The 18741-nt window shown below is 60.4% G+C and carries 10 protein-coding genes; 7 read left to right on the top strand and 3 right to left on the bottom strand.

Translation table 11 applies throughout. The annotated features are described in order from the left end of the window. Positions 1 to 85: 85 nt before the first annotated feature. Positions 86 to 2380, bottom strand: a complete 2295-nt coding sequence (locus tag A7D21_RS27630; RefSeq protein WP_069553185.1) for a fatty acid cis/trans isomerase — start codon at positions 2378 to 2380, stop codon at positions 86 to 88. Positions 2381 to 2543: 163 nt separating this feature from the next. Here A7D21_RS27630 and metH point away from each other — a divergent pair, with 163 nt between their 5' ends. From metH to A7D21_RS27615, 3 genes are all read left to right on the top strand, one after another. Next, positions 2544 to 6254, top strand: a complete 3711-nt coding sequence (gene metH / locus A7D21_RS27625) for a methionine synthase (protein ID WP_053255716.1) — start codon at positions 2544 to 2546, stop codon at positions 6252 to 6254. Positions 6255 to 6444: 190 nt separating this feature from the next. Then, the gene (locus A7D21_RS27620; protein WP_069553184.1) at positions 6445 to 11292 is read left to right on the top strand and encodes a hypothetical protein; all 4848 of its coding nucleotides are present in this window, start codon (positions 6445 to 6447) and stop codon (positions 11290 to 11292) included. A gap of 53 nt (positions 11293 to 11345) precedes the next feature. Further along, positions 11346 to 11564: a DUF2970 domain-containing protein gene (locus tag A7D21_RS27615; protein WP_053255714.1), complete on the top strand. Its 219-nt coding sequence runs from the start codon at positions 11346 to 11348 to the stop codon at positions 11562 to 11564. On the opposite strand, the gene A7D21_RS27610 is transcribed toward A7D21_RS27615, so the two are convergent. Further along, positions 11561 to 12628: an ABC transporter substrate-binding protein gene (locus A7D21_RS27610; RefSeq protein WP_069553183.1), complete on the bottom strand. Its 1068-nt coding sequence runs from the start codon at positions 12626 to 12628 to the stop codon at positions 11561 to 11563. The genes A7D21_RS27615 and A7D21_RS27610 overlap by 4 nt on opposite strands. Positions 12629 to 13051: 423 nt before the next feature. On the opposite strand from A7D21_RS27610, the gene A7D21_RS27605 reads away from it, so the two are divergent. After that, entirely contained in the window at positions 13052 to 14710 is a 1659-nt protein-coding gene (locus tag A7D21_RS27605; protein ID WP_017136919.1) for a nitrite/sulfite reductase, read from the top strand. Next, positions 14694 to 15188 (top strand): DUF934 domain-containing protein, encoded by a 495-nt coding sequence (locus tag A7D21_RS27600; protein ID WP_053255711.1) that lies wholly within the window; start codon positions 14694 to 14696, stop codon positions 15186 to 15188. The genes A7D21_RS27605 and A7D21_RS27600 overlap by 17 nt, the downstream gene beginning before the upstream one ends. A gap of 41 nt (positions 15189 to 15229) precedes the next feature. On the opposite strand, the gene A7D21_RS27595 is transcribed toward A7D21_RS27600, so the two are convergent. Beyond that, a complete protein-coding gene (locus tag A7D21_RS27595; RefSeq protein ID WP_053255710.1) occupies positions 15230 to 15634 on the bottom strand; it encodes a MerR family transcriptional regulator in 405 nt (134 codons plus the stop codon). A 72-nt stretch (positions 15635 to 15706) separates the two neighbouring features. Here A7D21_RS27595 and A7D21_RS27590 point away from each other — a divergent pair, with 72 nt between their 5' ends. Both A7D21_RS27590 and poxB read left to right on the top strand, forming a co-directional pair. Continuing rightward, the gene (locus A7D21_RS27590) at positions 15707 to 16939 is read left to right on the top strand and encodes an NADH:flavin oxidoreductase/NADH oxidase family protein (RefSeq protein ID WP_069553182.1); all 1233 of its coding nucleotides are present in this window, start codon (positions 15707 to 15709) and stop codon (positions 16937 to 16939) included. A gap of 77 nt (positions 16940 to 17016) precedes the next feature. Beyond that, positions 17017 to 18741 (top strand): ubiquinone-dependent pyruvate dehydrogenase, encoded by a 1725-nt coding sequence (poxB, locus tag A7D21_RS27585; RefSeq protein WP_069553181.1) that lies wholly within the window; start codon positions 17017 to 17019, stop codon positions 18739 to 18741.

Raw genomic sequence — 18741 nt, 5'->3', positions numbered from 1 at the left:
ATAGCCGCCGTTACCGCACCAACGGATATGTACCCCACCCAAATCACAAATCAAAAATCAAAAATCAAAAATCAAAAATCAAAAATCAAAAATTCTCATACCGATTCATATCCAACACCCCATCCTCAACCGGCGTAGTCTCAAAAACATACCGCGACAAATCATGAAAATACTGCCAAAACAACGGATGACTACGCCTCACCCCCCACCGATCAACAATCCTCTCAAACCGCTGGGCATCCTTGGCATCCTCCATCGCCGAAACAAACTCCGGCACCTCCCCCGCCGGAATGTTGAACATAAAGTTCGGATAACTGCTCAGCACCCCCGGATAGATGGTCACCGTATCCAGCCCCGGCTGATAGCGATAAGCCTCACCCAGCAAAAACGCCACATTACTGTGCGCACGATTACGCAACATGCTGTAAACCACCCGCTTGCCGCTGGTGGTTTCGACCCGCAGCATCGTGGCCTCAGGCAATTGCTCAATCACCTTGAGCCCCGCCGCCGGCCTCGACGTGAGGCGACTGAGCGCCTGCTCCGCATCCTGCAACGCCGGATCAATCCCATCACGCGAGCAATAGGCACCGGTACACCGGTTGATCGGGTCCGGACTGGCATTCAGGTCACCGTAGCGAGTCAGCAACTGATGGGCAAAGTCGCGCTTCGGGTCCTTCTCATCCAGATGCAGCCCACTCGGCGTGTCATCATCAATCGCCTCGTAGTCCAGCCAGAGCTTGAGTTTGCCGCTGTTCTGGTACCAATCGTCCATAAAGTCGTCGCGGCTATCGGCCGGCATCAGGCGCAGGAAGTTCTGCTCGGCGCCATTGCGGATCAGGTCGAAGTACAGCCGGGTCTGGGCCTGGTGCGAGACATTACCGAACACGTCAAAGTTGACCACCAGTTGGTAGTAGGTGCGCTCCAGCAACGGGTAATCGAACAACCACATCGTCTGCGGGACTTCACCGATCAGGCCTTTATTGACCGAGGCACTGTCAAAGTGGCGGAAGATGCTCAACAGCGCATTGTCATTGCCGGCCCACAGGGTTGACCAGCTTGGCGCCGGCAGGTCGGCGTAACTGTCCCGGCGCAGGGCTTCGTACTGGTTGCGCTTGTCGCGGTACTTGAGCCACAGGCTGAGCACGCTGCCCACGTCATCGTTCTGGCCGGGCATCGCCAGCAACGGCGTGGCCTGGCCACGGTAGCGGGCATCGGTGATGTACAGGTCGTGATCGGGTGCCTGGAACAGCGCCCAGAAGTTGTCGCGGATCACGTCCGTGGCAATCTGCCCGCGGCACACCGGGCCACGGATAAACGTGCGTACAAAGTACTCGGCGTTGTCCAGCATGAACTGGTAACGCGCCTGCGCCGGGATCGCTTCGAAGGTCTCGAACGGGTTGGCACGCCGCCCGGGGCCGTAGCCCGGCGACGCGGTCACCTGCCAGTCGCCGCTGTAGAACAAGGATTTGACCCGTGCCAATTTCTGCGCACTGAGCGGATAAGTGATGTGGGTTTTATGCACAATCACCCCTTGTACCGGCCACAGGCGGTAATACACCCGAGTGCCGGGGTCGTCATTCGGGCGACGGGTGTTGATCAGGTCAATCGGCTGCCCGCTGGGGGTGCGTGAGCGTACCCACTGGAAGAAATGCCCGGGTTCGCCGCCTTCAAAATACAGATGCGCAATAAACAGGTGCTCAAACAGCCAGCGCGCCACCAGGCTTTGCCGGGCGCCGGGGGCGTTGAGCAGGTTTTCCCATTGCAGCACCTGGGCCGCTTCCTGGGCACTCGGCGCCACGCCTTGTTGATCAATCGGCGCACCGGAGGCCAGCCAGCGTTGCAGGGTCTGGTATTGCTGGTCGCTCAAGCCGGTGACGGCCAACGGCATGCCTTCATTGGGGTGCGCGCCGGCGTAGGCGTCGAATTCGCCTGGCGACGGGCACACGTTTTCGCGGTTCAGGCCCAGCACGATGTCATCGGGCAGTTTGCCGTTGGGCTGCAAGGGCGCACGGCGGTGGCCCAGCTCCAACATGCGCGCCATCAGCGCGGCCTGGCTGCCCTGGGCATCAAGTACCGAGCTGAAGCCTTCGCGCTGCCAGGCGGCTTTACCGAACGCGTCATAAAACAGCCGGGTCGGCTTGGTGGCCTGGCTGCGCTCACCGTCATAGACCGGCACTTTGGTCGCGCCGCGTGCCGCGCCTTCGCCGCTGCCCAGGTTCAACTGGCAGGCCGAGTCATAGCAGGCATGGCAGGCCACGCACTTCTCAGTAAAAATCGGTTGAATGTCACGGGTATAGGAAATCGCCGGGGCGGGATCTTGGGCCTGTGTGGTAGTGCCAATCAGCAAAAGTGCAAGGCTGATAATGATGCGATACGGCATGAGCCTGGTCCCAAAATGAAGCCAAAATAAAAAACCCGCGAATTCTACCGGCCTGGAACCCACAGCAACATGAACGATATTCATGCAAAACCTTGGCATGCTCCAAATAGGCACAGGTTTGCTATGATTCGCCCCCTCCGAAATGCCTGACCAGAGTAGTCCCATGTCCGATCGTAGCGCTCGTCTGCACGCCCTTCATCAAGCCCTCAAGGAACGTATCCTGATCCTCGATGGCGGTATGGGCACGATGATCCAGAGCTACAAGCTTGAGGAGCAGGATTATCGTGGCAAGCGCTTCGCCGACTGGCCGAGCGACGTCAAGGGCAACAACGACCTGCTGGTCATCACCCGTCCGGACGTGATCGGCGGCATCGAAAAAGCCTACCTGGATGCCGGCGCCGACATCCTGGAAACCAACACCTTCAACGCCACGCGCATTTCCATGGCCGATTACGGCATGGAAGCCCTGGCCTACGAATTAAACGTAGAGGGCGCGCGCCTGGCACGCAAGATCGCCGACGCCAAGACCCTGGAGAACCCGGCCAAGCCGCGTTTCGTCGCGGGCGTGCTCGGCCCTACCAGCCGTACCTGCTCGCTGTCGCCTGACGTGAACAACCCCGGCTACCGCAACGTGACCTTTGATGAGCTGGTGGAAAACTACACCGAGGCGACCAAAGGTCTGATTGAGGGCGGCGCCGATCTGATCCTGATCGAAACCATTTTCGACACACTCAACGCCAAAGCGGCAATCTTCGCTGTGCAAGGGGTGTTCGAAGCGCTGGGCATCGAGTTGCCGATCATGATTTCCGGCACCATCACCGACGCGTCCGGCCGTACCCTGTCGGGCCAGACCACCGAAGCGTTCTGGAACTCCGTCAGCCACGCCAAGCCGATTTCCGTAGGCCTGAACTGCGCCCTTGGGGCAAGTGAACTGCGCCCGTACCTGGAAGAGCTGTCGAACAAGGCCAACACCCATGTGTCGGCGCACCCGAACGCCGGCCTGCCCAACGAATTCGGCGAATACGATGAACTGCCGTCGCAAACCGCCAAGGTCATCGAAGAATTCGCCCAGAGCGGCTTCCTCAACATCGTCGGCGGCTGCTGCGGCACCACGCCCGGCCACATCGAAGCCATCGCCAAGGCCGTGGCCGGCTATGCGCCACGCGCGATTCCGGATATTCCCAAGGCTTGCCGACTGTCGGGCCTGGAGCCGTTCACCATTGACCGCAGCTCGTTGTTCGTCAACGTCGGCGAGCGCACCAACATTACCGGTTCCGCACGCTTTGCCCGTTTGATCCGTGAAGACAACTACACCGAAGCCCTGGAAGTCGCCCTGCAGCAGGTGGAAGCCGGCGCCCAGGTGATCGACATCAACATGGACGAAGGGATGCTCGATTCGAAGAAGGCCATGGTCACCTTCCTCAATCTGATTGCCGGCGAGCCGGACATCTCCCGCGTGCCGATCATGATCGACTCCTCCAAGTGGGAAGTGATCGAAGCCGGCCTCAAGTGCATCCAGGGCAAGGGCATCGTCAACTCCATCAGCATGAAGGAAGGCGTCGAGCAGTTCATTCACCACGCCAAGCTGTGCAAGCGCTACGGCGCCGCCGTGGTGGTGATGGCCTTCGATGAAGCCGGCCAGGCCGACACCGAAGCGCGCAAGAAAGAAATCTGCAAACGCTCCTACGACATCCTGGTCAATGAAGTCGGCTTCCCGCCGGAAGACATCATCTTTGACCCGAACATCTTCGCGGTCGCCACCGGTATCGAAGAGCACAACAACTACGCCGTCGACTTTATCAACGCCTGCGCCTATATCCGTGACGAGCTGCCGTACGCGCTGACCTCGGGCGGCGTCTCCAACGTGTCGTTCTCGTTCCGCGGCAACAACCCGGTGCGTGAGGCGATCCACTCGGTGTTCCTGCTGTATGCGATCCGCAACGGCCTGAGCATGGGTATCGTCAACGCCGGCCAACTGGAGATCTACGACCAGATCCCGGCCGAGCTGCGCGATGCCGTGGAAGATGTAGTGCTCAACCGCACCCCGGAAGGCACCGACGCCCTCCTCGCCATCGCCGACAAGTACAAGGGCGACGGCAGCGTCAAGGAAGCCGAGACCGAGGAATGGCGTGGCTGGCCGGTGAACAAGCGCCTGGAACACGCGCTGGTCAAGGGTATCACCACCCACATCGTCGAAGACACCGAGGAATCCCGGCAGTCGTTTGCGCGCCCGATCGAAGTGATTGAAGGCCCGCTGATGTCCGGCATGAACATCGTCGGCGACCTGTTTGGCGCCGGCAAAATGTTCCTGCCCCAGGTGGTTAAATCCGCCCGGGTAATGAAGCAGGCCGTGGCCCACTTGATCCCGTTCATCGAGCTGGAAAAAGGCGACAAGCCGGAAGCCAAGGGCAAGATCCTCATGGCCACCGTAAAAGGTGACGTGCATGACATCGGCAAGAACATTGTCGGCGTGGTACTGGGTTGCAACGGCTACGACATTGTCGACCTGGGCGTGATGGTCCCGGCCGAGAAGATCCTGCAAGTGGCCAAGGAACAGAAGTGCGACATTATTGGCCTGTCCGGCTTGATCACGCCGTCCCTGGACGAGATGGTGCACGTGGCCCGCGAGATGCAACGCCAAGACTTCCATCTGCCGCTGATGATCGGTGGCGCCACCACCTCCAAGGCGCACACGGCGGTGAAGATCGAGCCCAAGTACAGCAATGATGCGGTGATCTATGTGACCGACGCCTCCCGTGCGGTGGGCGTGGCCACGCAGTTGCTGTCCAAGGAATTGAAACCGGCCTTTGTCGAGAAAACCCGCCTGGAATACATCGACGTGCGTGAACGCACCTCGAACCGCAGCGCACGTACCGAGCGCCTGAGTTACCCGGCGGCGATCGCCAAGAAGCCACAGTTCGACTGGAGCACCTATACCCCGGTGAAACCGAGCTTTACCGGTGCCAGGGTGCTGGACAACATCGACCTCAAGGTCCTGGCCGCGTACATCGACTGGACGCCGTTCTTTATCTCCTGGGACCTGGCCGGCAAGTTCCCGCGCATCCTCGAAGACGAAGTGGTGGGTGAAGCGGCGACCGCGCTCTACGCCGATGCCCAGGAAATGCTGAACAAGCTGATCGACGAAAAACTCATCAGCGCCCGCGCAGTGTTCGGTTTCTGGCCGACCAACCAGGTGCAGGACGATGACCTGGAAGTCTACGGTGACGACGGCCAGCCGATTGCCAAACTGCATCACCTGCGCCAACAGATCATCAAGACCGACGGCAAGCCGAACTTCTCCCTGGCCGACTTCGTTGCGCCCAAAGACAGCGGCGTGACCGACTACATCGGTGGCTTCATCACCACCGCCGGTATCGGCGCCGAAGAAGTGGCCAAGGCCTATCAGGACGCGGGCGACGACTACAACTCGATCATGGTCAAGGCCCTGGCCGACCGTCTGGCCGAGGCCTGCGCCGAGTGGCTGCACCAGCAGGTGCGTAAAGAACACTGGGGTTATGCCAAGGACGAACAGCTGGATAACGAGGCGTTGATCAAAGAGCAATACAGCGGCATCCGCCCTGCCCCGGGCTACCCGGCGTGCCCGGACCACACCGAGAAAGCTCAGCTGTTCCAACTGCTGGACCCCGAGGCCCACGAAATGCACGCCGGCCGCAGCGGTGTGTTCCTCACCGAACACTACGCGATGTTCCCGGCAGCGGCAGTCAGCGGCTGGTACTTCGCCCACCCGCAGGCGCAGTACTTTGCCGTGGGCAAAGTCGACAAGGACCAAGTGCACAGCTACACCGCGCGTAAGCACCAGGACTTGAGCGTCACCGAACGCTGGCTGGCTCCCAACCTGGGTTACGACAACTAAGAAGCGCGGTATTCACCTGCCCGGACCGCTTGCAGCATCGACCGCTGCAGGCGTTCGAAGCAGGCGGGTACCGGGCCTTGACGCGTGCAAGCTCGGTGTTGAAAGCGGTATCCGGATACCTCACCTGACATGAGCAAAATCGATTTCCTGTGCGTACCGATCATTGGATCACACCGCAAAGGATTTCATCATGCCCACCCCGCACTCCCCTGCCCCCCTGAGCCAACTGCCAGCATCGGCGGTGCATCAACGTTTCTCGACACGCCCGGCGTTGTATTCGGTGGTATTCAATGCACTGCGCAGTCGGATACTGGCGTGTTACCCATCGCTGCCCCTGGATCTGCCGACGCTCAAGCTCGCCATCCCGCAGCCAGAAGGTCACTACATCTACCGGTCGCTGATGGAGGTCGCTCTGGCGCACGTACTCGACCCGCAGTTGCTGGACCTGCACACACGCCGCGAGCTGCCGTATTACCTCACGCAACAAATCCCTACGGTGTTGAAACCCACACCGCCTGCGCTGATCGATATGCAGGTGATCGCGCACATCATCGACCAATTGCGCGTGTCGCTACCGCTGCATTTCCAGCAGGAACTGGCGGACTACTGGAGCGCAAGCGATAGCCACGGCCGCAGTCGCTGGCAATGGCTGAGTGAGTTTCTCAATGGCCAGATGACGGCCGCAGCGGCAGGTCAGTCAAGCCTGACCGACAACCAACGGGCCATGCTGACAGCCGTCGCCGCATGGCCGGGGCGGCTTGACCGTCTCTCCCACGCCTCGCCCACCACCTATGCCTATTTCATTGAAAGCACACTCGTTAAAGGCGCAGAAGAAACACGCCTGCTGAGCCCGGACCTGCTGCTGGTACGCGATCAACAGGTGCTGCTTTACAGCATCGGTGGAAGGGTTGAGGCGTTTACCTCCATCGATGATTTCAGTCACGCCTGGGGCGCCAGGATGCAGCGCCAGTTCGAGTTCGACAGCCTCACCTGGAGGCGTAACGAACCCGACGGCAACGTGTTCGAACAACAAGCCGGCCTGCTCCTCGACCAGGCGTTGGAAGACCTCGCGGCGTTGACCTTTGAGGGCCAGGACGAAACCACGCTGCAGCGGCGCCTGGACACGCTCACCGACCCGGCGGTTTTCTTTACCCAGGTTGCGACGCCTGCCGCACCGCACCTGCAGACGATCCGCGACCAGTTGCCCGAGTGGCTCACGCAAGCCAGCGCCGATGACCGCTTTGCGTTGCACCGCCACCAGCAGGAGATGGCGCAAGTATTGCGACGCAACCAGGGTCAATCGTTCAACGACGGCATTGAGAATATCCATGACTTCAGCCGCGCGGCATTACGCAAGCAGATGCGAGCCGATCATGGTGACTACGACCCCGACGAGGTCCTGCTGGACTTTACCGTGGCCGCCGGCTACCCGGGAGGCGCAGGTATCGTCGAGCACGTGCGCCTGTCATTGACGGAGCTGGCAGTGAAGAACCTGGCCGGCAAGCCTTCAGGACGGCTGACGCTTTCAGCCAAGGGAGGCCTGGCACTGCCAGGCTGGCTGGACGAAGACTACCTGATGGGCAGCAGCGGTTTAATTCAGCGCGTCGACATAGGCAGCACGTACCCGCAAAGAATCAGGGATGTGCTGTTATCCGACACCCGTGACGCACGGCGCCGGGAACAGCTGTTTACCCGCGAACTCAAGGTCAAGCTGCCGATGCAGGCGTTGGAATACAAGATTCGCCAACAGCACGGCCTGACCGTCATGGGTTATCGCTATGTGAAGGCGCTGATGGGCTCGATGCCTTCGGACCGATACGTCGACGGCGAGGAGATCCTCCTGCGCCCATTGGCGTTCTGCCGCAAAACCGGCGCCCAGCCCGATGAGGTCAGCAACGCGTTCATTATTGAACCCAGGGATGTGCGTGTCGGCCCACACCTGCTGTATCAACCACTGTATGCCGACTGCCTGCATGAATACCCGACACGCCAGGCACTGCTCGACGCACTGGCCAAACCCGGCGAACTGCAAAACACGGTGCTGACCTGGCTGACCGACCAGGCACGCCCTATCTACGCCAATGGCGGCATCAAAGAACCTCACATCATCCGCTTCCTGGCGGGGGATGAATTCAGCCCTCCCCAACACCCCGCTCCCGCGACCCTGGCGGTCGATGAAGGTGCCGGCGAGTGGCTGCAATCCCAAGTCAACGGCCAACTGCTCAACCATCTATACGGCAGCACTGCGCGGGCACTGGTCGACCTGGCGGATCGCGAGTCGGTGTCCAACAGCGAAAGCCGCTGGGCCGTTGTGATGGAAGGTGCGTGGCTGCTCTTCAATACCTTACTGTTGCCACTGGTACAGGGGCCAGCCATGTTGGCGGGTTGGTTCATGGTACTGGTCGCCAGCCTGGAGCAGGACCTGGCCGGGCTGGACAGCAGCGACCCGACTGCCCGTGAGCTGGCGTTGATTGACCTATTGCTTAACACCGCGATGGTGCTGCTGCACGCTGCCACACCGGCCAACCGGCCTCGCCAGCCGCTGCTGGAGCCCAGCGCAGAAGACCCGGCACGGCGCCTTGCTCGCTGGCGCCGCCCTGCGGGCCTGCCCCATGCGCCCAGTGCCGCAGTGGTCCATCAGGGCGCTGTGGCGCTGCCAGGCGAACCTCCGGCGACCGGCCACACCGCATTGGACTTCACCCGTTCACTGGCCAGCCCCTGGGCAAGTGCAAGGCTGATGCAGGCGTTTCTTGACCTGCATGTGCCGTGGCCTGCGTCCCTGCCGCCGGCGCAGGCAAGCGGCCCTCTCAAAGGCTTGTACCGGATTGACGGCGCCTGGCACGCCAGCGTCGGCGCGCTGCTGTTCCAGGTCAACGTGGTCCAGGGTTTCAACGAGGTTTACCTGGTTCATCCGCAGCATCCGCAACGTCCCGGTTTCAAACTGACCAGTGACCAACAGGGGCGCTGGGGGCTGGACCGACGAGCCAGGCTGGAGGGCGGCATGCCCAGAGAAAGACTCGCGGGGTTGGCGGAGCGTAATAAACAGCGATTGCAGGCGCTAAACCCAGCGTTGGAAAACCTCACTCGGGAAGCGCAGCAACTGGCAAGCCAGGCCCAGCAATTCAACAGCGCCGTCATCACCGCCCGGGTTCGACTGACCGAGCAACAACGCGCACTGAAAGAGGATTGGGAACGGCTCAACAACCCCCAATTGCTGCCCGCCTTGCGCTCCAGAATCGTCGAGCGCCATGAGCAACGGCAACGCTCGACGTTACGCGCCCTGCATGACTGGAACATCGCGGTGGAGAACTACCGGGAAAACACCCGCACGTTTGTCGATGTGCTGCAACAGAGCGAAGCCACGGCTCGCCAATTGATGGAATTGGACAGGACCGAGGTGAAATACAAAGATGCGCGCGATAACGCCACAACCAACCTGTTCCAACACTCGCTGGTGTCCTATGCGAACCTGCATCAGAAAATCTCACACACGCTGCAAACCCGACGCGGCGAAGACCTGGCTGAACTGCTAAGACGCGTCGACAGAGAACTGCCCGATAACATCACAGATGCCTATGAAGTGTTCATCAGCGGCGCGATGCAACGACTGGAAACGCTCAAAGAGATACTCGAACTCACAGAGAACATCGAAGCCACTCTGCAGCAGGCAACCTCAGCGCTGCGCGCGAACCTGCTGGCAGAACTTCCACCTGACCGCATCATCTCCTCGGCCATTATCAAACATCACCTGCTGCTGGCCCTGTTTGAGCTGTTACCGGATCGCACGCCGGGCCCAAGAAAACCGGAGGAAAGCCCTTTCCTCGCTATTCTCATCGACCGTCAAGCCACTGTCGGCATATTTGCACACACGGAAATGCGCACGACCACCGGTTACTCACCCGCCGAACAAATGGCCGTACTCAAAGATTCCCTCAAGCGTTATGAGCAACTGGAAAACGCCGTCATCTCGCTCTCCGAGATGCATTCGAGCCTGTTACGAGACGAATACCGAGGCCCGTTCCTGGAGCAGCTGGGCGAAGCCCGCGCAAGCCTTGAAGCACAACTGGCGAGCTTAATCCTGGTTGAAGAAAAAATTACCCCGCGCCCCGCGCCCGACAGGGCCAAACGCCCCAAAAAACCCACTCGCCGAGTGATCAAAACCGTCGACAAGACCAGCCTGATCGGCGATTTGCGGCCAAGCAGCGCTGATGCATCGGGCAATTTCGTCGATATCAACGACACCTTCACAGGCACCCTCCTCGCCACGTATCACGAGCACCCCGATGAAGGGGTGTGGAAAGTGGTTGAACCCGCAGACACCACCACACAACTGCCCCCACGGGCCATTCGGCCGCTGAAGACGCTAAGAACGCTGGCGCAAACCCTGACAGCCGATCGCGCGGGTATCGACGCAAGCATTCGTTTTCAACAGCGAAAACTTCAAGAGCCCGGCCGTATAGAGGCAGTCGACCCTTATGAATGGGAGGTGATGCTGACCCAGCACGCGGCGAAATTTGAAGCGCTTGCGGCAGAAATAGACCGCGACCACGCCACTGATAGCAGCGCCACCGCCTTGAGGAATCACGTCCTTGAAGAAGCCGCATCCGCCACGCAGAAGGCCCGCGAGGTGTGCAGTGAAGGCTACAAACTGCAACGCCCGAAAGCCGCCAACATTGCCTATTTATGGAAATACGGCTTCGTTGATATCAATCTGGTGCGCAGTCGCATCAAATTGAAGGCCGGCGATTACCTTACTGAATATGCAATACGCGACAAAAGCCTGATCAAAGCCGGCAAAAAGGCTGACGAGACTGTCTTGTGGTATGCCCACTTCCATTATCCCTCTGAGCATGCGCCCGCATCCCAACCCGCTTTCGGCCATTTGAAAACCCGGGCTGAGCGTCTGTTCACCCGCCGAGAGCTGATCGAACAATCGCGCGCTAACAACCGTGCGGTGGTCAATCTGGACAAAGCCGAGATCAAGCCACCACTGGATCAGACGCTGTTTCTTGGGCTGGAGGTGTTAAAACCTGAGTGACGTTTCCATTCGCTTGTCTATGCTTTGCATAACGTCCGGCCGAAGAGGGATATATGGAAGACCCAAGCGATAACAAACCGCCGACCTTCTGGCAGATGCTGCACAGCGTGTTGGCGGCAGCGTTCGGTGTGCAAAGCGGCAAAAACCGCGCTCGCGACTTTACTCACGGCAAGCCCAGCCACTTTGTGGTCCTGGGCATCCTGTTCACAGCGGTGTTTGCGCTGACCTTGTTCGGCATTGTCAAACTGGTGCTGCACCTGGCGGGCGTTTAACGCAACAGCAGTTGCAGGCTGAACGGGTAACGGTAGGACGGTGGCTTGCCCACCGCTGACAGTGCGCGAAAATCCACTGGCGGCATTGGCCCCAATAAGCGTTGTGCCTGCCTGGCGTCGATCAGCTGGAACAACGCTTGCTGGCGGTCACGCCCGCCGTAGGCGGCGATATCGACGCCCTTGGCGTCATCATTGATCAACACCATGGCCCAGCCACCCAACGTGAAGTGCCCGGCGACGAGGGTTGTGAGCCGGCCGTCGAGGCGTGCCTGCAAGATGCCCGGCGAGCTGTTGACTGCACTGAACAGCGCGTCCTTGCCCGGCACGCGCCCGCTGTCTTGCAGGGCCTGCATGGCGCCGAGCGCCATCTCATCGTTGGCAGACCATACCAACGACGTCTGGGGATAGCGCTTGAACAATTGCGTGGCTTGCTCGAATGCGCGCTGGCGGCTCCATTCGCCATACACCAACTGGCGCAGACGCACTTGCGGGTGCTCGGCCAGGGCGCGGCGCAAGCCCTGCTCACGTCGCTGTGCGGCCGGCGTATTTTTAACCCCAGAAAACGCCAGCAGGTCCAGAGACTCACCGGGTGCAACCGGGCCATGGCTGCGCAGCAGGTCGGTGAGCATCAGGTAACCGGCCTGCTCGTCATCGGCCACCAGGCTGCCGATCCACTGCGCGTCTTTGTGCACGTCGAGCATTTGCAGTTGAGCGGCCGTCAACGCATTGTTCACGATCAACAGCTTGACCCCGCGGCCCAAGGCCATGCGCAAGATCTGCGGAGCAATGTATTGTTCGTTGACGAACACCAGGTAGTCCGGGCGGTTTTCCCCTTGCAGGGCTTCGCGCGCATGGGCGACGGTTGTGTCCGGGTTGCGCTCGGAATAACGCACACGCAAATCCAGGCCGAGGTCCTTGGCGGCGGCCTGCATGAATTGCGCGTAGGTGACCCAGAAAGTTTCGGTCGACGTGCCCGGGTTAAGAAACACCACTGACGTCGCATGGGCCATCGCCCCGTACGCCGAACCCAATAACCACACGCACGCAATCAGAACCTTCAACATGGTCGTTTGAGCCTTGGATGTTGACCGCCATGATAATGGCAAATTGGCAGTCAATCGAGGCTCAATCCTGCTTCATTTACTGGTGGCCAACCCAGAAAACGGCGGTTCCGACCACCAGAATGATCAGAAACAGAATGGCCCAGGCATCAACGGTACTGTCAGGTTTACGGGCTTTAGTCGAATTGCTCATCGCATCGCCTCTTGTCGGTTTTATAGGTGATTGCATTAAGACTCGACGACAGTAAAGTTCATGATTGCCCGCATGACAAATGTGGGTATCGCGATAACCGTTCTCATTAGTCAATTTGGTTATTTACATATACTCAAACATCACTTTTGCGCATAAACGCAAACTGGTATCGTGCGCCGGCTCCGTTGGGAGTGCGCGGCCGTGCGCGCAGATTTGCCGAGAACAGGACCTATATGTACGTATACGACGAATACGATCAGCGCATCATCGAGGACCGCGTCAAGCAGTTCCGTGATCAGACCCGACGCTATCTGGCAGGTGAACTGAGCGAAGAAGAGTTCCGCCCTCTGCGCCTGCAAAATGGCCTTTATGTTCAGCGCTTTGCGCCGATGCTGCGGGTGGCCGTGCCCTATGGCCAACTGACCTCGCGCCAGACGCGGATGATGGCCAAGATTGCCCGCGACTTCGACAAAGGCTACGCCCACATCAGTACCCGCCAGAACGTGCAGTTCAACTGGCCGGCGCTGGAGGACGTGCCGGACATCCTGGCTGAACTGGCGACCGTGCAGATGCACGCCATTCAGACCAGCGGTAACTGCCTGCGCAACGTGACCACCGACCAGTTTGCCGGCGTAGCCGCCGACGAGCTGATCGACCCGCGCCCCTGGTGTGAAATCGTCCGTCAGTGGACCACCTTTCACCCGGAATTCGCCTACCTGCCGCGCAAGTTCAAGATCGCCATCAATGGCTCGACCTCGGACCGCGCCGCCATCGAAGTGCATGACATTGGCCTTGAGCCGGTGCACAACGCCGCTGGCGAGCTGGGTTTCCGTGTGCTGGTCGGTGGCGGCCTCGGTCGTACACCGGTGGTCGGTGCGTTCATCAATGAGTTTCTGCCATGGCAGGACCTGTTGAGCTACCTCGATGCCATTTTGCGGGTCTACAACCGCTACGGCCGTCGTGACAACAAGTACAAGGCCCGGATCAAGATCCTGGTCAAAGCGCTGACCCCTGAGGTGTTTGCGCAGAAGGTCGACGCTGAGATGGAACACCTGCGCGGCGGCCAGACCACCCTGACCGAAGCCGAAGTACACCGTGTGGCCAAGCACTTCGTCGACCCTGAGTACAAGGCCCTGAGCAATCAGGACGCCGAACTGGCCGCCCTTGACCAGCAGCACCCAGGTTTCGCCCGCTGGCGTACCCGCAATACCCTGGCGCACAAAAAACCGGGCTATGTAGCGGTGACCCTGTCGCTGAAACCTACCGGCGTTGCGCCAGGTGACATCACCGACAAACAGCTGGACGCCGTCGCCGATCTGGCCGAGCGCTACAGTTTCGGCCAACTGCGCACCTCCCACGAGCAGAACATCATTCTCGCCGACGTTGAGCAAAGCCAACTGTTCACGCTGTGGGGCGAACTGCGCGAAGGCGGTTTCGCCACGCCGAACATCGGCTTGCTGACCGACATCATCTGCTGCCCGGGCGGCGACTTCTGCTCCCTGGCCAACGCCAAATCGATCCCGATCGCCGAATCGATCCAGCGCCGTTTCGACGACCTGGACTACCTGTTCGACATCGGCGAGCTGGACCTGAACATCTCCGGTTGCATGAACGCCTGTGGTCACCACCATGTCGGCCACATCGGCATCCTGGGCGTGGACAAGAAAGGCGAAGAATTCTACCAAGTGTCCCTGGGTGGCAGCGCCAGCCGCGATGCGAGCCTGGGCAAGATCCTCGGCCCGTCCTTCGCCCAGGAAGCCATGCCCGAGGTGATCGGCAAGCTGATCGACGTGTACATCGAACAGCGCACCGAAGATGAGCGTTTCATCGACACCTACCAGCGCATCGGCATCGACTTGTTCAAGGAGCGCGTCTATGCAGCGAATCATTAAGAACAACGAAGTCCTCGACGAAACCTGGCACCTGCTGCCCAAGGACGCGAGCTTCGACGGTATTTCCAACTGCGACGACCTGATCGTACCGTTGGCCTTGTGGCGCGAACACGCCCATGCGCTCAAGGCCCGCGATGGCGGCCTGGGTGTGTGGCTGGACGCCGATGAAGAGGCCGAAGAAATCGGCGACGACGTGGAGCACTTCCAGGTTATCGCCCTGAACTTCCCGGCCTTCACCGACGGGCGCAACTACTCCAACGCCCGCCTGCTGCGTGACCGCTACGGTTTCAAAGGCGAGTTGCGCGCGATTGGTGATGTGCTGCGCGATCAGCTGTTTTATCTGCACCGCTGCGGGTTCGATGCCTTCGCCTTGCGCGCCGACAAAGACCCGTACGAAGCGCTGGAAAGCCTCAAGGATTTCTCGGTGACCTATCAAGCCGCAACGGATGAACCGCTGCCCTTGTTCCGTCGTCGCTAAGCGTTAGCACCTGAAAAAGCCCTGGCATGCCAGGGCTTTTTTTATGGCGTGAGGTTGATCGACGCCAGCACTTGCTTTTGACCCATCGAACACGGCACATCTGCCGGGTGCGCCCGCACCGCCTCGATCACGCCCAGCAACTGCGCTTTGCTGTGGGCCAACTGCGCCTGCATCCCTTCGATCTGCTGCACCTTGCGCTCCAGCGCCTCAATCAACTCGTCGCGCTTGTGTTCGCCTGGAGCCGGCATCAATGCCTTGAGCTCCTGCAAGGTAAACCCGGCCTGCTGCGCGCTCTGAATCAGTTGCAGGGTTTGCAACGCTTGCGCTGAATAGCGTCGATAGCCATTGGCCTGGCGCCCCACCTGGCTGATCAGCCCTTCGGCCTCATAAAAGCGGATACGCGACGCCGCCAGCCCGCTCTGTTTTGCCAGTTCACCAATATTCATTGCCACGCCCTGCTTGACATTAAAGTTAACTTTAAGCTTAGCCTGAGGCCTCCCCCGCTCAGGAGTCAATCCATGTCGCCCTTTGAAGCTTTGCAACTGCCCAACGGCCAAATCCTCACCAACCGCATCGCCAAGGCAGCGATGGAGGAAAACATGGCCGACGCCCACCAAGCGCCGTCGCGCGAATTGAAACAGCTGTACAAAGCCTGGGCGGACGGTGAGCCCGGTCTGTTACTGACCGGCAACGTGATGATCGACCGCCACGCCATGACCGGGCCCGGCGGCGTGGCCCTGGAAGACGAACAGCACCTGCACAGTTTTCGTGAGTGGGCCGATGTTGCCCGCGCCACGGGCGTGCACTTTTGGGTGCAGCTCAGCCATCCGGGTCGCCAGACCATGGCCAATCTGGGCCAGCAAGCCTTGGCGCCCTCTGCCGTTGCGCTCGACCTGGGCGGTTTTTCGAAGATGTTTGCCAAGCCCAAGGCCATGACCGAACACGACATTCAAGACGTAATCAACCGCTTCGCCACCAGCGCGCGCCTGGCCGAACAAGCCGGGTTTACCGGGGTGCAGATCCACGCAGCGCATGGCTATTTGCTCAGCCAGTTTCTCTCGCCGCTGAGCAATCTGCGCACCGATCGCTGGGGCGGCTCGCTGGAAAACCGTGCGCGCCTGCTGCTGGAGGTGATCAACGCAGTGCGCGCCAACGTCAGCCCATCCTTTTGCGTGGCAGTAAAGCTCAACTCGGCGGACTTCCAGCGCGGCGGCTTCGAAGAGGCCGATGCCCGCGCCGTGGTCGAGATGCTCAACCCGCTGCCGATTGACCTGCTCGAATTATCCGGCGGCAGTTATGAGGCCCCGGCGATGCAAGGGGACGCACGGGACGGCCGCACCCTGGCGCGTGAAGCGTACTTCCTGGAATTTGCCAAGGAACTTGCAACCATCGCCACCATGCCACTGATGGTCACCGGTGGTATTCGTCGCCTGCCGATCGTGCAGCAGGTGCTCGGCAGTGGCATTGCCATGGCCGGCATCGCCACCGCCCTGACGCTGGAACCGCAGTTGATCAAGCATTGGCGCGCAGGGCGCGACCTGAACCCGCAACTCAAACCGATCAACTGGCAGCGCAAGCCGCTGGCCGCCCTCGCCACCCTGGCAGTGGTGCGTTACCAGATGCGCCGCCTGAGCCGCGGCCATCAGCCCAAGCCCAAGGTTGCCCCGTGCATGGCGCTGGTCCGTGACCAGTGGTTTATCGCCCGCCGCACCCGCCAATACCGCGCCGCCATGACGCAATCTTCACATTAAGCGCGGAGCATTCGCCGTGATCGAACTGTCCCCTATTGATCAGCAATTTTTTACCTCACTGACGATTGGAGTTCTTCATGGCGAAAATCAACCTGGCCCAGCAATTGGCGACCACCCTTGAACAGGCGGGCATCAAACGCATCTGGGGCCTGACCGGCGACAGCCTCAACGGCCTGACCGACGCCCTGCGCACCATGGAAAGCATCGAGTGGATGCACGTGCGCCACGAAGAAGTCGCCGCGTTCGCCGCCGGTGCCGAAGCCGCCGCCACCGGCGAACTGACGGTGTGCGCCGGCAGTTGCGGGCCGGGCAACCTGCATTTGATCAATGGCCTGTTCGACTGCCACCGCAACCATGTCCCGGTGCTGGCCATTGCCGCACAAATCCCGTCTTCGGAAATCGGCCTGAACTACTTTCAGGAAACTCACCCCCAGGAACTGTTCAAAGAGTGCAGCCACTTTATCGAGTTGGTGAGCAACCCCGCGCAAATGCCCCACGTACTGCACCGCGCCATGCGCTCGGCGATCCTCAATCGCGGTGTAGCAGTGGTCGTGATTCCTGGCGATGTGTCACTGCTCGAGGTGGAAGACTCGCTCAAGCCGTGGCCAGCCCTGCACGCACCGCGCACCTTGCCGGCGGAACAGGACCTGCAACGCCTCACCGAGATCCTGCAGAGCAGCCAGAAAGTCACCCTGCTGTGCGGCAGCGGCTGTGCCGGCGCGCACGACCAGGTGGTGGCCCTGGCCGACGCCTTGGGCGCGCCGGTGGTGCATGCCTTGCGCGGCAAAGAGTATGTGGAGTGGGACAACCCATTTGATGTGGGCATGACCGGCCTGATCGGTTTCAGCTCCGGCTATCACGCCATGCTCGACTGCGACACGCTGATCATGCTCGGCACCGACTTCCCGTACCGTCAGTTCTACCCTACCGACGCGAAGATCATCCAGGTCGACCGCAACCCCCAGGCCCTCGGGCGTCGGGCCACGTTGGACCTGGGTATCGCTGCTGACGTCAGCGAGACCATCGACGCGCTGTTGCCGCGCCTGAGCCGCAAGACCGACCGCAGCTTCCTCGAGACTTCACTCAAGCATTACCAGAAAGCCCGCCAGGGCCTGGACGACCTGGCGCAGCCATCAAAGGCTGGCCGACCGATCCACCCGCAATATGTCGCGCGTATGCTCAGCGAGCTGGCGGACGATGATGCAATTTTCACCGCTGATGTGGGCTCGCCCACCGTGTGGGCGGCGCGTTACCTGAAGATGAACGGTAAACGCCGCCTGATCGGTTCGTTCAACCACGGTTCGATGGCCAATGCCATGCCCCAGGCCATCGGTGCCCAAGCAGCGTTCCCCGGGCGCCAGGTCATTTCGATGTCCGGCGACGGTGGGTTTGCCATGTTGATGGGCGATTTCATCTCGTTGGCGCAGTTGAATTTGCCGGTCAAAGTCATCGTGTTCGATAACTCGTCACTCGGGTTCGTCGCCATGGAAATGAAAGCCGCCGGCTACCTCGACACCGGCACCGAATTGAAAAACCCGGATTTCGCGGCCATGTCCAATGCCATGGGCATTCTGGGCATCCGCGTGGAACACTCCGAAGACCTCGAACCGGCCTTGCGCCGGGCCCTGGCACATGATGGCCCGGTGCTGGTGGATGTCGTCACCGCCACCCAAGAACTGGTGATGCCTCCCAGCATCAAGTTGGAACAGGCCAAAGGTTTCAGCCTGTATATGCTCAAGGCGGTGATGAGCGGGCGCGGCGATGAAGTCATCGAACTGGCGCGCACCAACTGGTTGCGTTGA

Source organism: Pseudomonas sp. AP19 (assembly GCF_001728855.1).
Lineage (GTDB): Bacteria > Pseudomonadota > Gammaproteobacteria > Pseudomonadales > Pseudomonadaceae > Aquipseudomonas > Aquipseudomonas fluorescens.
This window is presented reverse-complemented; position numbering and strand designations above follow the sequence as displayed.

Excerpts from the sequence above, each read along its gene's own strand:
- A7D21_RS27630 (WP_069553185.1), bottom strand. The coding sequence starts at position 2,380 with ATGCCGTATCGCATCATTATCAGCCTTGCACTTTTGCTGATTGGCACT.
- metH (WP_053255716.1), top strand. The coding sequence starts at position 2,544 with ATGTCCGATCGTAGCGCTCGTCTGCACGCCCTTCATCAAGCCCTCAAG.
- A7D21_RS27620 (WP_069553184.1), top strand. The coding sequence starts at position 6,445 with ATGCCCACCCCGCACTCCCCTGCCCCCCTGAGCCAACTGCCAGCATCG.
- A7D21_RS27615 (WP_053255714.1), top strand. The coding sequence starts at position 11,346 with ATGGAAGACCCAAGCGATAACAAACCGCCGACCTTCTGGCAGATGCTG.
- A7D21_RS27610 (WP_069553183.1), bottom strand. The coding sequence starts at position 12,628 with ATGTTGAAGGTTCTGATTGCGTGCGTGTGGTTATTGGGTTCGGCGTAC.
- A7D21_RS27605 (WP_017136919.1), top strand. The coding sequence starts at position 13,052 with ATGTACGTATACGACGAATACGATCAGCGCATCATCGAGGACCGCGTC.
- A7D21_RS27600 (WP_053255711.1), top strand. The coding sequence starts at position 14,694 with ATGCAGCGAATCATTAAGAACAACGAAGTCCTCGACGAAACCTGGCAC.
- A7D21_RS27595 (WP_053255710.1), bottom strand. The coding sequence starts at position 15,634 with ATGAATATTGGTGAACTGGCAAAACAGAGCGGGCTGGCGGCGTCGCGT.
- A7D21_RS27590 (WP_069553182.1), top strand. The coding sequence starts at position 15,707 with ATGTCGCCCTTTGAAGCTTTGCAACTGCCCAACGGCCAAATCCTCACC.
- poxB (WP_069553181.1), top strand. The coding sequence starts at position 17,017 with ATGGCGAAAATCAACCTGGCCCAGCAATTGGCGACCACCCTTGAACAG.